The 14,095-nt window shown below is 65.0% G+C and carries 14 protein-coding genes; 12 read left to right on the top strand and 2 right to left on the bottom strand.

The annotated features are described in order from the left end of the window. Window positions 1-77 precede the first annotated feature (77 nt). The 12 genes from aroA to RAD10_RS03845 all read left to right on the top strand — a co-directional run bounded on the left by aroA (window position 78) and on the right by RAD10_RS03845 (window position 12,438). Window positions 78-1,415, top strand: a complete 1,338-nt coding sequence (gene aroA / locus RAD10_RS03900) for a 3-phosphoshikimate 1-carboxyvinyltransferase (RefSeq protein ID WP_461616394.1) — start codon at window positions 78-80, stop codon at window positions 1,413-1,415. Beyond that, entirely contained in the window at window positions 1,412-2,050 is a 639-nt protein-coding gene (gene cmk, locus RAD10_RS03895) for a (d)CMP kinase (protein ID WP_028139472.1), read from the top strand. The genes aroA and cmk overlap by 4 nt, the downstream gene beginning before the upstream one ends. Before the next feature lie 267 nt (window positions 2,051-2,317). Then, window positions 2,318-4,024 carry a 30S ribosomal protein S1 gene (gene rpsA, locus RAD10_RS03890; protein ID WP_028139473.1) on the top strand — a complete coding sequence of 569 codons (1,707 nt, stop codon included), beginning with the start codon at window positions 2,318-2,320 and terminating at the stop codon, window positions 4,022-4,024. Between the two features lie 389 nt (window positions 4,025-4,413). After that, entirely contained in the window at window positions 4,414-5,394 is a 981-nt protein-coding gene (sppA, locus tag RAD10_RS03885) for a signal peptide peptidase SppA (protein WP_091962325.1), read from the top strand. 170 nt (window positions 5,395-5,564) lie between these two features. Beyond that, window positions 5,565-5,870 carry an integration host factor subunit beta gene (locus tag RAD10_RS03880; protein ID WP_007598410.1) on the top strand — a complete coding sequence of 102 codons (306 nt, stop codon included), beginning with the start codon at window positions 5,565-5,567 and terminating at the stop codon, window positions 5,868-5,870. Window positions 5,871-5,944: 74 nt separating this feature from the next. Continuing rightward, a complete protein-coding gene (locus RAD10_RS03875; RefSeq protein ID WP_183259491.1) occupies window positions 5,945-6,337 on the top strand; it encodes a DUF1049 domain-containing protein in 393 nt (130 codons plus the stop codon). 65 nt (window positions 6,338-6,402) lie between these two features. Continuing rightward, a complete protein-coding gene (locus RAD10_RS03870; RefSeq protein WP_461616393.1) occupies window positions 6,403-7,074 on the top strand; it encodes a phosphoribosylanthranilate isomerase in 672 nt (223 codons plus the stop codon). After that, a complete protein-coding gene (gene trpB / locus RAD10_RS03865; RefSeq protein WP_104465333.1) occupies window positions 7,071-8,288 on the top strand; it encodes a tryptophan synthase subunit beta in 1,218 nt (405 codons plus the stop codon). The genes RAD10_RS03870 and trpB overlap by 4 nt, the downstream gene beginning before the upstream one ends. Continuing rightward, on the top strand, window positions 8,285-9,121 hold the full coding sequence (gene trpA, locus RAD10_RS03860) for a tryptophan synthase subunit alpha (protein ID WP_461616392.1): 837 nt from the start codon (window positions 8,285-8,287) through the stop codon (window positions 9,119-9,121). Before trpB ends, trpA begins: the two co-directional genes overlap by 4 nt. A 173-nt stretch (window positions 9,122-9,294) precedes the next feature. After that, the gene (gene accD / locus RAD10_RS03855; RefSeq protein WP_018323424.1) at window positions 9,295-10,236 is read left to right on the top strand and encodes an acetyl-CoA carboxylase, carboxyltransferase subunit beta; all 942 of its coding nucleotides are present in this window, start codon (window positions 9,295-9,297) and stop codon (window positions 10,234-10,236) included. After that, window positions 10,233-11,576, top strand: coding sequence for a bifunctional folylpolyglutamate synthase/dihydrofolate synthase (locus tag RAD10_RS03850; protein ID WP_461616391.1), 1,344 nt, complete (start codon window positions 10,233-10,235; stop codon window positions 11,574-11,576). Before accD ends, RAD10_RS03850 begins: the two co-directional genes overlap by 4 nt. Before the next feature lie 121 nt (window positions 11,577-11,697). Beyond that, window positions 11,698-12,438, top strand: coding sequence for a metallophosphoesterase family protein (locus RAD10_RS03845; protein ID WP_461616390.1), 741 nt, complete (start codon window positions 11,698-11,700; stop codon window positions 12,436-12,438). Window positions 12,439-12,562: 124 nt separating this feature from the next. Here RAD10_RS03845 and RAD10_RS03840 read toward each other — a convergent pair whose 3' ends face one another. Then, window positions 12,563-13,570, bottom strand: a complete 1,008-nt coding sequence (locus RAD10_RS03840) for an ATP-dependent DNA ligase (RefSeq protein WP_461616582.1) — start codon at window positions 13,568-13,570, stop codon at window positions 12,563-12,565. 145 nt (window positions 13,571-13,715) lie between these two features. Further along, window positions 13,716-14,036: a thioredoxin gene (trxA, locus tag RAD10_RS03835; RefSeq protein ID WP_007598398.1), complete on the bottom strand. Its 321-nt coding sequence runs from the start codon at window positions 14,034-14,036 to the stop codon at window positions 13,716-13,718. Window positions 14,037-14,095 lie beyond the last annotated feature (59 nt).

Below are 14,095 nucleotides of genomic sequence, written 5' to 3'. Positions count from 1 at the left end.
CGACATGCCCGTGACGGGGCGCTGGCCATGTGGTACCTGCGCCCAGCCCCCTTGAGGGCGCATCCAAGGACACAATCGTGACCCATTCCGACCAAACGAGGCCGCTCCAGGCTCGCGCCAGTGGGCCCCTGACCGGGAAAGTACGGGTGCCCGGGGACAAGTCGATCTCCCACCGTGCCCTCATCCTGGGCGCGCTCGCGGTCGGCGAGACCAGGATTTCAGGCCTGCTCGAGGGCGAGGACGTCCTCAACACCGCCAAATCGATGCAGGCGCTGGGCGCCACCGTCGAGCGGACCGGCGATTTTGCCTGGAAGGTGCAGGGCGTCGGCGTCGCGGGCTTCGCCCAGCCCAAGGCCGTACTGGATTTCGGGAACTCTGGCACCGGCTGTCGGCTGGTGATGGGCGCCGTCGCCGGCTGCCCGATCTCGGCGGTTTTCGACGGCGACGCCTCGCTGCGCAGCCGCCCCATGCGCCGGATCCTCGATCCGCTGGAAAAGATGGGCGCCAAGGTCATCTCCGGCAGTGAGGGCGGCCGCCTGCCCCTGACACTCCAGGGTGCCCGCGATCCGCTGCCGATCACCTACAAGACCCCGGTCGCCTCGGCCCAGATCAAATCTGCGGTGCTGCTGGCGGGCCTTGCCGCACCTGGCATCACGACCGTCATCGAGACCGAGGCCAGCCGCGACCACACCGAATTGATGCTGAAGCATTTTGGCGCCGACATCACCTCGGCACAGGAGGGCGTGCACGGCCGCCGTATCACGCTCAAAGGCCAGCCCGAGCTGCACGGCGCCAATGTCGTGGTGCCGGCCGATCCCTCCTCAGCGGCTTTCCCGGTGGTCGCGGCGCTGATCGTCGAGGGCTCCGATGTCGTCCTGTCGGATGTCATGACCAATCCGCTACGCACCGGCCTGTTCACCACGCTGCGCGAAATGGGCGCCTCGATAGAGGAGAGCGAAGTCCGCGGCGACGCCGGCGAGCCGATGGCGAAGCTGCGCGTGCGGGCCTCGAAGCTGCGCGGCGTCGTGGTGCCGCCGGAGCGCGCGCCCTCGATGATCGATGAATATCTCGTGCTGGCGGTGGCAGCCGCCTTCGCCGAGGGCACCACGATCATGCGCGGCTTGCAGGAGCTGCGCGTCAAGGAATCGGACCGCCTGGAGGCCACGGCCGCCATGCTCCGCGTCAACGGCGTGAAGGTCGAGGTCTCCGGCGATGATCTGATCGTCGAGGGTCGCGGTCACGTCCCCGGCGGCGGCACCGTCGCGACCCACATGGACCATCGCATCGCGATGTCCGCATTGGTGATGGGCTGCGCTTCCGACCAGCCGGTGACCGTCGACGACACCGCCTTCATCGCCACCAGCTTTCCGGACTTTATTCCGATGATGCGTTCGCTCGGGGCCGAGTTTTCATGATCATCGCCATCGACGGACCTGCGGCCTCGGGCAAAGGCACACTCGGCAAGCGTCTCGCGCACCACTACGGCTATCGTCATCTCGATACCGGCGTGATCTATCGCGCGGTGGCCTATGCCCTGATGCAGTCTGGTCACGATCTCCGGGACGAGGAGGCTGCGGTCGCCGCGGCGCTGGAACTCGATCCCGAAAAGTTCGGCAATCCCGCCCTGAAGACCCAGAAGGCCGGCGAGGGCGCCTCCATCGTCTCGGCGATCCCCAGGGTTCGCGAGGCCCTCGTCAATTTTCAGCGGCAATTCGCCGCCGATCCGCCCGGAGCGGTGCTGGACGGCCGGGACATTGGAACTGTGATCTGCCCGCATGCGGACGTGAAGATTTTCGTCGTCGCAGACCCAAAAGTCCGAGCGCGCCGCCGGACCATGGAAGCCAAGGCGAGGGGCGAGGAGGCCGACGAGGCCGCCGTGCTCGCCGACATCATCCAGCGCGACGAACGCGACAAGAACCGGCCGATTGCCCCCCTGAAACCGGCCGCGGATGCTTACTTGCTAGATAACTCCCAACTGGATATAGAAGGCGGCGTCCGGGCCGCCATCGACATTATCGAGGCCGTCCGAGCGGGCCGGTCGCGGGGTTAAGCCGCCGCCGTCATTGGAGGAAGTGCCCGCTCCCGCTCTTTGAGGTCGATACCTCGGTCCCCTGTTTGGGGCCGACGCGATCTAGGCTCCGGACACAAGATTTCCACGTATCGAACGCGCGGGCCTCAGCCGGCCCGCTTCCGCTGTTCCGCCTCTCAGGCCGGAGCAGCGAGCGGTCGCTCGAAGGTCTTGCGGACCTTCCGACACTGCGCGTGCGATGCGCCCATGAACCCAACGGCCGGCACGACATCCGCAACTGGAGAACAAATGGCTTCGACTTCTGCTGATACCTATAGCCCGTCGCGCGACGATTTCGCCGCGATGCTCGACGAGTCCTTCGCAGGTGGCAACCTGCAGGAGAGCTCCGTCGTCAAGGGCAAGGTTGTTGCAATTGAAAAGGACATGGCCGTCATCGACGTCGGCCTGAAGACCGAGGGCCGCGTCGCCCTGCGCGAATTTTCCGGCCCCGGCCGTGATAGTGAACTGAAGGTCGGGGACGAGGTCGAAGTGTTCCTCGATCGCATCGAGAACGCGCTCGGCGAAGCCGTGCTGTCGCGCGACAAGGCGCGCCGCGAAGAGAGCTGGGGCAAGCTCGAGAAGGCGTTCCAGAACAACGAGAAGGTCAACGGCGTCATCTTCAACCAGGTCAAGGGCGGCTTCACCGTCGATCTCGACGGTGCCGTGGCCTTCCTGCCGCGCTCGCAGGTCGACATCCGTCCGATCCGCGACGTTGCGCCGCTGATGAACAACTCGCAGCCGTTCCAGATCCTCAAGATGGATCGCCGCCGCGGCAACATCGTCGTGTCCCGCCGCACGGTTCTCGAAGAGACCCGCGCCGAGCAGCGTCAGGAGCTGGTGCAGAACCTTGAAGAGGGTCAGGTCATCGACGGCGTGGTCAAGAACATCACCGATTACGGTGCGTTCGTTGATCTCGGCGGCATCGACGGCCTGCTGCACGTCACCGACATCGCGTGGCGCCGCGTCAACCACCCGACCGAGGTGCTCTCGATCGGCCAGACCGTGAAGGTCAAGATCATCAAGATCAACCACGAGACGCACCGCATCTCGCTGGGCATGAAGCAGCTGCTGGATGATCCGTGGCAGGGTATCGAAGCCAAGTACCCGCTGGGTGCCCGCTTCACCGGCCGCGTCACCAACATCACCGACTACGGTGCGTTCGTCGAGCTCGAGCCGGGCATCGAAGGCCTGATCCACGTCTCCGAGATGTCGTGGACCAAGAAGAACATGCACCCCGGCAAGATCGTTTCGACCTCGCAGGAAGTCGAAGTGCAGGTGCTGGAAGTCGATTCCGTCAAGCGCCGCATCTCGCTCGGCCTCAAGCAGACCATGCGCAACCCCTGGGAGGTCTTCGTCGAAGGTCACCCGACCGGTTCGACGGTCGAGGGCGAGGTCAAGAACAAGACCGAGTTCGGTCTGTTCCTGGGTCTCGAGGGCGACGTCGACGGCATGGTCCATCTCTCCGACCTCGACTGGAAGCTTCCGGGCGAGCAGGTGATCGACAACTACAAGAAGGGCGACATGGTGAAGGCCGTGGTGCTCGATGTGGACGTCGAGAAGGAGCGCATCTCGCTCGGCATCAAGCAGCTCGAAGGCGACCCCTTCGCCGAGCCGGGCGATGTCAAGAAGGGCGCGGTCGTGACCTGCGAAGTGCTCGAAGTGAAGGAAAGCGGCATCGAGGTGAAGATCACCGGTACCGACTTCTCGACCTTCATCAAGCGCTCCGAGCTCGCCCGTGACCGCAACGACCAGCGCGCCGAACGCTTTGCCGTCGGCGAGAAGGTCGATGCCCGCGTGATCCAGTTCGACAAGAAGGCCCGCAAGGTCCAGGTGTCGATCAAGGCGCTCGAAGTCGCCGAAGAGAAGGAAGCCATCGCGCAGTACGGCTCCTCCGATTCGGGAGCAACGCTCGGCGACATCCTCGGCACCGCGCTCAAGAACCGCGACAGCAAGTAAGCGAGACGTTCGTTTCGCTGCATCAAAGCCCCGGCGTGAGCCGGGGCTTTTTTGTTTGCTGTCTCCACAAGCTCCGCTGTCGTCCCGGACAAGCGCAGCTTCTGACAACGCGCAGCGTTGTCGGAAGTGGAGCGCCGATCCCGGACCCATACCCATAGGGAGCGGTTTGACGAAGACCCGCAATTGCGAGCTTCGCGCGACAATTTCTCCCTATGGTTATGGGTCCCTGCGTTCGCAGGACGACAGCGAGGGTGTGGCGAGGTACCGGGCTCCCACCGCGCTCACAGCCTTGTTTTCTTCTAATTGCGCCGCAATTGATGTATCCAGATAAGCCGTTGGTCACGCTGTGAGGGCACAACGCGTCCGGCCTTTCATTTGGAGATATCTAGATGTCGCTCGATTCGGACATCATCGTCGATCGCCGCAGGATCCGCCGCAAGCTGACGTTCTGGCGCGTGGTGGCTGCGCTGATCGCGATTGCGGCGATTGCGGGCTTTGCGCTGGTCGTGACACCGGGTACGCGGGGCACGTTCGCATCCGCCGGCTCGATCGCGCGGGTCCAGATCGAGGGCCTGATCCGCAGCGATTCCGATCGCACGCAGGCGCTGGAGCGGCTGGAGAATTCGCAGGCCGCCGCCGTCATCATTCACATCAACTCGCCGGGCGGCACCACGGCCGGCTCCGAGCAGCTTTACGATTCGCTTGTCCGGCTGAAGGCGAAAAAGCCGCTCGTCGTGGTGGTCGAGGGCCTGGCTGCCTCCGGGGGCTACATCACGGCGATTGCCAGCGACCACATCATCGCGCAGCAGAGCTCGCTGGTCGGGTCGATCGGCGTGCTGTTCCAATATCCCAACGTCAGCGAGCTGCTGAAGACCATCGGCGTCAAGGTCGAGGAGGTGAAGTCGTCGCCGCTGAAGGCCGCGCCCAACGGTTTTGAGCCGACCAGCCCGGAAGCACGGGCCGCCCTCGATGCGCTGGTGAAGGATTCCTATGCCTGGTTCAGGGGATTGGTGAAGGAGCGGCGTGGCATGGATGACACGCAGCTCGAGAAAGTGGCCGACGGCCGCGTCTTCACCGGACGCCAGGCGATCGACCTCAAGCTGATCGATCAGATCGGCGACGAGAAGACGGCGGTGACCTGGCTGGTCGAGCAGAAGGGCGTCAAGAAGGGGCTCTCCGTGCGCGACTACAAGCTCCAGCCGCGCTTCGGCGATCTGCCATTCCTCAAGACGGCCGCCGCCGTTACGCTGGAAGCGCTCGGTTTGGGCTCGATTGCGCATCAAATCGGGCAAACCGGCGTCGCGCAGGCGGTCGATCGGTTCGGAATGGATGGAATGCTGGCCCTGTGGCAACCGGCCGCCTCAAATTGAGGGGTTGGGCGAGCGGCTGAGGGTTTTCCCGTTTGACGGGCGTCGGGTCAGCCCGCTTTTTCGGCATTTGTCACGTAATTTCACGACGCTCAACCTTGATTTAGCGTCTTGACAGATCAAGGTATTTTCACGGAAATGGTCATCCGCACGCTTCCGGGTCCTATCTCTCGATGATCAAATCCGAACTTGTTCAGCGTATCGCCGAGCACAACCCGCATCTGTACCAGCGGGATGTCGAGAACATTGTGAATGCGATTCTCGAAGAGATCGTAGCGGCCCTCGCGCGCGGTGACCGCGTCGAGTTGCGCGGCTTCGGTGCCTTCTCGGTCAAGCACCGCCCTGCACGCGCCGGGCGCAATCCACGCACCGGCGCCCATGTGCCCGTCGATCAGAAGAGCGTTCCGTTCTTCAAGACCGGCAAGGAAATGCGCGAGCGGCTGAACCGCGACCATCCGGATCCCGGCGCGCCCGACTAAGGCTGTCGTCGTCGGGGTTTAACCTGATAGCCGCATGATGCGGCCGCAAGCTTGATTCAAGACGAGCGATCGCGATGCGAAAGTTCCTGACCGCGCTGATCGTGATCCCGCTGGGCCTGATCCTGGTGGCCTTCGCCGTTGCCAACCGGCACTTCGTCACGGTCTCCTTCGATCCGTTCATTGCGAACGACCCGTCATTGTCGGTCACGCTGCCGCTGTTCCTGCTCCTGATCCTGGTCGCCGCCCTCGGCGTCTTCGCCGGCGGCTCCGCCGTCTGGCTCGGTCAGCGGCACTGGCGCCGCGCGGCGCGCCGGCACGAGGCGGATTCGCGGGTCGCCAGGGCCGAACTGGCCGATTTGCGGGCCCAGGCGGCCGCAGCAAAGCCCGGCTCGCAGCGCCTTCCCGTTCCCTCCGGGGTTGGGCTTTACGGGCCCATCGGGCGAGACAAGCAGCGCGCGACGTTGTAGAAGCGGCCCCGACCGGAAACCCTGTTTTCCGGCCGCACATTGCGGCCCCCATTTGCTTTGAGACCATGTCCCTGCTCGTCAAAATCTGCGGCCTGTCCACGCGCGAGACGCTTCAAACGGCGCTCGAGGCGGGTGCGGATATGGTGGGGTTCGTGTTCTTCCCGCCTTCGCCGCGGCACCTGTCCCTGGAGCTCGGCCGCGACCTCGGCCGCCAGGTGAAGGGGCGCGCGCTCAAGGTCGCCCTCACGGTCGACGCCGACGATGCGACGCTCGACAACATCATGGACGCGCTGTCGCCGGACATTTTCCAGCTGCACGGCAATGAGAGCGTGGCGCGGCTGCGCGACATCAAGCAGCGGTTCGGCCGCCCGGTGATGAAGGCGGTCCCGGTCGCAACCGCGGCCGATCTGGCCGTGTTGCCCGGCTATGCCGCGATCGCCGACCGCATCCTGTTCGATGCCCGCGCGCCGAAGGATGCGACCCGGCCCGGCGGCCTCGGGGAGCCCTTCGACTGGCACCTGCTCGAAAACCTCGACCTGAAGCTGCCCTACATGGTTTCGGGCGGGCTTCATGCCGACAACCTCGCCGAGGCACTCCGCGTCACCCGCGCCGGCGGCGTCGACGTCTCCTCCGGTGTCGAGAGCGCCCCCGGCGTGAAAGATCCGGAGATGATCAAGGCCTTCATTCGCGCCGCGCGCGCCAGTCAAGAGTCCAGCCAAGAGTTGAGTGTTCGATGAACGTCGCCAAACCCAATTCCTACCGCAGCGGTCCCGACGATCGCGGCCATTTCGGCATTTTCGGCGGCCGCTTCGTCGCCGAAACCCTGATGCCGCTGATCCTCGATCTGGAGAAGGCCTACACCGAGGCCAAGGCCGATCCGGCCTTCCAGGCCGAGATGAACGGATATCTCACGCATTATGTCGGCCGGCCCTCGCCGCTCTATTTCGCCGAGCGCCTGACCGAGCATCTCGGCGGCGCCAAGATTTATCTGAAGCGCGAAGAGCTCAACCACACCGGCTCGCACAAGGTGAACAACGTGCTCGGCCAGATCATGCTGGCGCGGCGCATGGGCAAGAAGCGCATCATCGCCGAGACCGGTGCCGGCCAGCACGGTGTCGCCACCGCGACGCTGTGCGCGCGCTTCGGGCTCGAATGCGTGGTCTATATGGGCGCCGTCGACGTCGAGCGGCAGCAGCCCAACGTGATCCGCATGGAGATGCTGGGTGCGACGGTGGTCCCGGTGCAGTCGGGCACGCGCACGCTGAAGGACGCCATGAACGAGGCCCTGCGCGACTGGGTCACCAACGTGCACAACACCTTCTACTGCATCGGCACGGTGGCCGGCCCGCATCCCTATCCGACCTTGGTGCGCGACTTCCAGTCGATCATCGGCAACGAGACAAAGGCGCAGATGCAGGAGGTCGAGGGCCGCCTGCCGGATTCGCTGGTGGCCTGCATCGGCGGCGGCTCGAACGCGATGGGCCTGTTTCACCCGTTCCTCGACGATCCCTCCGTCGAAATCTTCGGCGTCGAAGCGGCGGGCCATGGCCTCACGCAATTGCATGCAGCGTCGATCGCGGGCGGCCGTCCCGGCGTGCTGCACGGCAACCGCACCTATCTCTTGATGGATGCCGACGGCCAGATCCAGGACGCGCATTCGATCTCGGCCGGCCTCGATTATCCCGGCATCGGCCCCGAGCATTCCTGGCTGCACGAGATCGGCCGCGTGAACTATCTCTCCGCGACCGATGACGAAGCGCTCGCCGCGTTCCAGCTGCTGTCGCGCCTCGAAGGTATCATCCCCGCGCTCGAGCCCGCGCACGCCATCGCCAAGGTGATGGAGCTCGCGCCGAAGCGGCCAAGAGATCACCTGATGGTCGTCAACCTCTCCGGCCGCGGCGACAAGGACGTCCCGCAGGTCGGCGACATCCTGAGGGGCAAGAGCAAGTGACCACGCGTATCGACACCCGTTTCGCCGCATTGAAGAAAGAGGGCCGCGCGGCCTTCGTCACCTATGTGATGGCCGGCGATCCCGATCTCACGACGTCGCTCAATATCGTCAAGGCGCTGCCGAAGGCAGGCGCCGACGTCATCGAGCTCGGCATTCCCTTCACCGATCCGATGGCGGATGGTCCCTCGATTCAGGCTGCAGGTCTGCGCGCGCTCAAGGCCGGCATGACCTTGAAGAAGACGCTGGACCTCGTGCGCGACTTCCGTAAGGACGACAACATCACGCCGCTGGTGCTGATGGGCTATTACAATCCGATCTACATTTACGGCGTCGACAAGTTTCTGGCTGACGCCAAGACGGCCGGCGTTGACGGTCTCATCATCGTCGACTTGCCGCCGGAGGAAGACGACGAGCTCTGCATTCCCGCGCTGAAGGCGGGCCTGAACTTCATTCGCCTGGCGACCCCGACCACCGACGACAAGCGCCTCCCGGCGGTGCTCGCGAACACATCAGGCTTTGTCTATTACGTCTCTATCGCCGGCATCACCGGTGCAGCGGCGGCGGACGCGAATGCCGTCGGTGAAGCCGTCGCGCGCATCAAGCGGCATACCAAGCTGCCGATCTGCGTTGGTTTTGGCATCCGCACGCCGGAAGCGGCGCGCGCCATTGCCGAGAAGGCCGATGGTTCGGTGGTCGGCACCGCCCTGGTCGACGCGCTCAAGCACAGCCTCGACGCCGAGGGACGGGCGACCGGCAAAACCGTTAACGCCGTGGCTGAGCTGACCGCGGCCCTGGCCCAGGGCGTCAAGGGCGCGCAACAGGCGGCGGAATAGGCCATAATTCCGCTTTAGCTCTTTAGTTTGAGCATGATCTTGTCGGAAAACCGCTTCACACTTTTCCGGATCATGCTCTAAGGCGGACGACACGGCGGCTTGCCGGGCAATGGCCCGGTCGCCATATATCCCTTCAGGCGATCCGCGGGGCGGGTCGCACATCGGAGCAAACCATGAACTGGCTTACCAACGTGGTCCGGCCGAAGATCCGCAACATGCTGCGGCGGGAGACGCCGGAGAATCTGTGGATCAAGTGCCCGGATTCCGGGCAGCTCGTGTTCTACAAGGACGTCGAGGCCAACCAGTTCGTCATCCCCGGTTCGAACTACCACATGCGCATGGGCGCGGTGGCGCGCTTGAAGTCGATCTTCGACAACGAGACCTGGTTCGACGTCGCGCTGCCCGACGTCACGCCCGATCCGCTCAAGTTCCGCGATGAGAAGAAATACGTCGACCGCATCAAGGACGCGCGCGCCCGAACCAATCTGAATGATGCGATCAAGGTCGGTTACGGCAAGCTCGAAGGCTCCGCCGTCGTCGTCGCCGTGCAGGATTTCGACTTCATGGGCGGCTCGCTCGGCATGGCCGCAGGCGAAGCCATCGTCCGTGGGCTCGAGCTCGCGGTCGAGAAGAAGTCGCCGTTCATCGTGTTCGCCGCATCCGGCGGCGCACGCATGCAGGAAGGCATTTTGTCGCTGATGCAGATGCCGCGCACGACGGTCGCGGTGCAGATGCTGCGCGAGGCCAAGCAGCCCTATATCGTCGTGCTGACCAACCCGACCACCGGCGGTGTCACCGCGTCCTATGCGATGCTCGGCGACGTGCAGATCGCCGAGCCCGGCGCGCTGATCGGCTTTGCCGGCGCCCGCGTGATCGAGCAGACCATCCGCGAGAAGCTGCCTGAAGGTTTCCAGCGCGCCGAGTATCTGAAAGAGCACGGCATGGTCGACATGGTCGTGCATCGCCACGAACTGCGTCCGACCCTGGCGCGGCTCTGCCGTCTGCTGACCAAGGCGCCGGCGCTGGAGACCGCGTCGAAGCCGATGCAGCCGGTACTCAGCCCGGCACAGATCGTATCGGCCGCCGAGACGGCGCCGGCTGCGCCGCACGCGTGAACGCGTCCCCTGACAGCGCGAAGACGCCGCTCGGTGAATTGATCGGGCGGCTGTCGGTCCTGCATCAGAAGCGTATCGATCTCGGGCTGGAGCGGATGCACCGCCTGCTCGAACGGCTCGGCCACCCCGAACGCAAGCTGCCGCCGGTGATCCACATCGCCGGCACCAATGGCAAGGGCTCGACGCTGGCTTATCTGCGCGCGACGCTGGAGGCCGCAGGCCTGCGCGTCCACGCCTACACCTCGCCCTATCTTGTCAGGATCAACGAGTGCTTCCGACTCGGCCGCGTTGGCGGTGGCGTGCTGGTCGGTGACGACGAATTGCGCGCGGCTCTGGAAGAGGTCGAGCGCGTCAATGCCGGCGAAGCCGCGACATTGTTCGAGCTGAAGACGGCGGCCGCTTTCCATTTGTTCGCACAGAACCCGGCCGACGTGGTGCTGCTCGAAGTGGGCCTCGGCGGTCGGCTGGATTCGACCAACGTGATCGATGCGCCGGCGGCCTGCGTGATCACGCCCGTCAGCATGGACCACATGGATTTCCTCGGGGACACTCTGACATCGATCGCCGGCGAGAAGGCGGCGATCATCAAGCGCGGCGTGCCCGTGGTTTCTGCGGAGCAGGCGGGCGAAGCCATGGCGGTGATCGAGGCGCAGGCCAAGCGCATGCGCGCGCCGCTGTTTGCGGCGAATGAGAGCTGGCACGTCAATGTCGAGCACGGTCGCCTCGTCTACTCCGACGATCGCGGCCTGATGGATCTCACGGCGCCGCGGCTGTTCGGCCGCCACCAATTCGACAATGCCGGTCTCGCGATCGCGACGCTGCGCGCGATTCCGAACTTTGGGATCAATCAGGCGGCGTTCGAGGCCGGCATCGTCGGTGCCGAATGGCCGGCGCGGATGCAGCGCATCACCTCGGGCGAGCTGCTCGCTCTCGGACCGCAGGGCTCGGAGATCTGGCTCGATGGCGGGCACAATGCCGAAGGCGGCCGTGTGGCAGCCGCCGCGCTCGGCGATCTCGAAGAGCGGGTGTCGCGGCCGCTGGTCGTCATCGCCGGCATGATGGCCAACAAGGATGCACAGGGCTTCCTCGCCAATTTCGCCGGTCTCACCCGTCACATCATTGCGGTGCCGATCCCCGACACCGAGAACGCGATGCCGGTCGATCGCCTCGCCGACGCCGCGCGCAGCCTCGGCATGCGCGTCGAGACCGTCACCGGCGTCGAGGCCGCGCTGCGTGGCCTGTCGAAGCTCGCCTACGAGGTGCCGCCGCGCATCCTGATATCAGGCTCGCTGTATCTGGCCGGCCACGTGCTGGCGATCAACGGCACGCCTCCTGCATGATTTCTCTTGTCCCGGACGCGCGGAGCGCGAGCCGGGATCCAGGGCCGCATGGGCCCCGGCTCTGCAGCGCACCGCGAAAGATGCGCTGCGCTGCGTCCGGGGCATGAAAGAGAGAACACCAATGCGCTTCGCCGCCATCGCCGACGTCCACGGGAACTATCTCGCGCTGGAGGCGGTGCTCGCCGACATCCGTGCCCTTGATATCACCGCCATCGTCAATCTCGGCGACATGCTGAGCGGCCCGCTCGATGCGCGCCGCACCATCGAGATACTGATGCAGCTGGACGCCGTGCACGTGCTCGGCAATCACGACCGCTACCTGCTCGACCGTCCGCCGGAGAAAATGGGCTCGTGGGATCGTCCCGCCCACGCAGCGCTCAACGCCGCGCAACTGGATTGGCTGCGCGCACAGCCGATGACGCGGGTGTTTCGCGAGCACGTGTTCCTCTGCCACGCCACGCCCGAGAACGACGAAGTCTACTGGCTCGACACGGTGCATCCCGATGGCACGGTCGCGCTGTCGCCGCTCGACCGGATCGAGCAGCTCGCGCATGGCGTGACGCAATCCCTGATCCTCTGCGCCCACACGCATCTCGCACGCACCGTGCGCCTGCGCGACGGCCGGTTGATCGTCAATCCCGGCAGCGTCGGCAGTCCTGGTTATCGTGACAAGCATCCGTATCCGCATGTCGTGGAGGCCGGCACGCCGCATGCGCGTTATGCGATTCTCGAACTGGCCAGCGGCGACTGGCAGGTGACATTCCGCCACGTCACGTACGATCACGAGGCAATGGCGGCGTTGGCACGCAATAACAGTCAGCCGGAGCTGGCACAGGCAATAGCGACTGGTTGGCTGAGGTAAATCCTCTCGTGTCCCGGACGCGGTGCAGCGCAAAGCGCTGCTCCGCAGAGCCGGGACCCAGACTCGCGGCTTCTGGGCCCCGGCTCTGCAGCGCTTCGCGCTGCGTCCGGGGCACTAGACCGACTTACTTCAACATCTTCATCGGATCCGCGGCCTTCTGCTTCAATTGCTCGAAGCTGCATTGCCGCGGCGCCTTGTCGGGGCGCCAGCGCAGGATCGAGGTGCCGTGGCGGAAGCGTTCGCCGCTGAAATGGTCGTAGCAGACCTCGATCACCAGCTTTGGTTTGAGCGGACACCATTTTGCCGAGCGCTCGGTGGACCAGCGGCTCGGCCCGCCCGGCGCGTTGCCGGTGAAGCCGGGCTCTGCGATCAGCGCCTCAACCCGGTCGGTCAGCGCAGGCTTCGCCTCCGCCTTGATCGCGGATGTGAAGCCGACATGGTGCAGCAAGCCACCATCGTCGTAGAGCCCGAGCAGCAGCGAGCCGACCACCTTTCGCCCGGCGATCTTGTTGGTGGCATAGCGGAAGCCGCCGACCACGCAATCGGCGCTGCGGAATTTCTTGATCTTCTGCATGCCGTCGCGATTGCCCGCCTGGTAGGGCAGATCGATGCGCTTGGCGATGACGCCGTCCGAGCCGCCGCCGGATTGCGCCAGCCATTTTTTCGCGGTGGCGTAGCTCGTCGTCGCCGGGGACAGGTGGAAGAGACTGCCCTTCAGATTGGCCTTCGCAAAAGCCTCCAGCGCGGGCCGCCGTTCGCTCAGCGGCCTTCCGGCAAGCTGCTTCTGTTTTACCGTCGCGAGCAGATCGAAGGTGAGATAGAGCGCCGGCGTCTCCGTCGAGAGCTTCTTTACGCGGCTCGCCGCCGGATGAATCCGTTGCAGCAGCGCGTCGAACGAAAAGCTCTTGCCGTGCGGTACGACGATCTCGCCGTCGAGCGTGAAACGGTCGGCTTTCAGCTTCAGCGCGGCAGCGACAACTTCCGGGAAATAGCGCGCGAGGTCCTCGCCGGATTTGGAGCGCAGATCGACATGGCGGCCGTCGCGCGACAGCAGGCAGCGAAAGCCATCCCATTTCGGCTCGTACTGCCACTCCCTGCCGCGCGGAATCGCGTCGACCGACCGCGCCTCCATGGCAGCGAGAGAAGTCGATTTTCGCGCGCGCTTTGCGGGAGGGGCAGGCAAGGGCTGGGACTCGTCATACGCTGGACACGTCCCATCAACGCAAAACGGCCGGCTTTCGCCGGCCGCTTCCGAAAAAAATCTTACGCCGGAGAGATCACACCGCGGAGGTGATCCACTGCTGCAGCTTCGCCTTCGGCGCCGCGCCGACCTGGCGGGAGGCCATCTCGCCGCCCTTGAAGATCATCAGGGTCGGGATCGACATCACGCCGTACTTCGAGGCGGTCTTCGGGCTCTCGTCGACGTTGAGCTTCACGATCTTGACCTTGTCGCCCATCGCGCCGGCGATCTCGTCAAGGGCGGGCGCGATCATGCGGCAGGGGCCGCACCACTCAGCCCAGAAATCGACGACCACAGGACCGTTCGCCTTGAGCACTTCGGCTTCGAAATCGGTGTCAGAAACCTTGCCAACGGCCATGGGAGTACCTCGTTCGGTTGAAAGAATCGGCGCAGATGGGAATCGCGCCCGGGATCATG

This window comes from Bradyrhizobium sp. 23AC (assembly GCF_054863025.1).
This window is presented reverse-complemented; position numbering and strand designations above follow the sequence as displayed.

What these genes read in the sequence shown, in the direction of transcription:
- cmk (WP_028139472.1), top strand. Translation starts at nt 1,412, where the DNA reads ATGATCATCGCCATCGACGGACCTGCGGCCTCGGGCAAAGGCACACTC.
- rpsA (WP_028139473.1), top strand. Translation starts at nt 2,318, where the DNA reads ATGGCTTCGACTTCTGCTGATACCTATAGCCCGTCGCGCGACGATTTC.
- sppA (WP_091962325.1), top strand. Translation starts at nt 4,414, where the DNA reads ATGTCGCTCGATTCGGACATCATCGTCGATCGCCGCAGGATCCGCCGC.
- RAD10_RS03880 (WP_007598410.1), top strand. Translation starts at nt 5,565, where the DNA reads ATGATCAAATCCGAACTTGTTCAGCGTATCGCCGAGCACAACCCGCAT.
- RAD10_RS03875 (WP_183259491.1), top strand. Translation starts at nt 5,945, where the DNA reads ATGCGAAAGTTCCTGACCGCGCTGATCGTGATCCCGCTGGGCCTGATC.
- RAD10_RS03870 (WP_461616393.1), top strand. Translation starts at nt 6,403, where the DNA reads ATGTCCCTGCTCGTCAAAATCTGCGGCCTGTCCACGCGCGAGACGCTT.
- trpB (WP_104465333.1), top strand. Translation starts at nt 7,071, where the DNA reads ATGAACGTCGCCAAACCCAATTCCTACCGCAGCGGTCCCGACGATCGC.
- accD (WP_018323424.1), top strand. Translation starts at nt 9,295, where the DNA reads ATGAACTGGCTTACCAACGTGGTCCGGCCGAAGATCCGCAACATGCTG.
- RAD10_RS03845 (WP_461616390.1), top strand. Translation starts at nt 11,698, where the DNA reads ATGCGCTTCGCCGCCATCGCCGACGTCCACGGGAACTATCTCGCGCTG.
- RAD10_RS03840 (WP_461616582.1), bottom strand. Translation starts at nt 13,570, where the DNA reads ATGGAGGCGCGGTCGGTCGACGCGATTCCGCGCGGCAGGGAGTGGCAG.
- trxA (WP_007598398.1), bottom strand. Translation starts at nt 14,036, where the DNA reads ATGGCCGTTGGCAAGGTTTCTGACACCGATTTCGAAGCCGAAGTGCTC.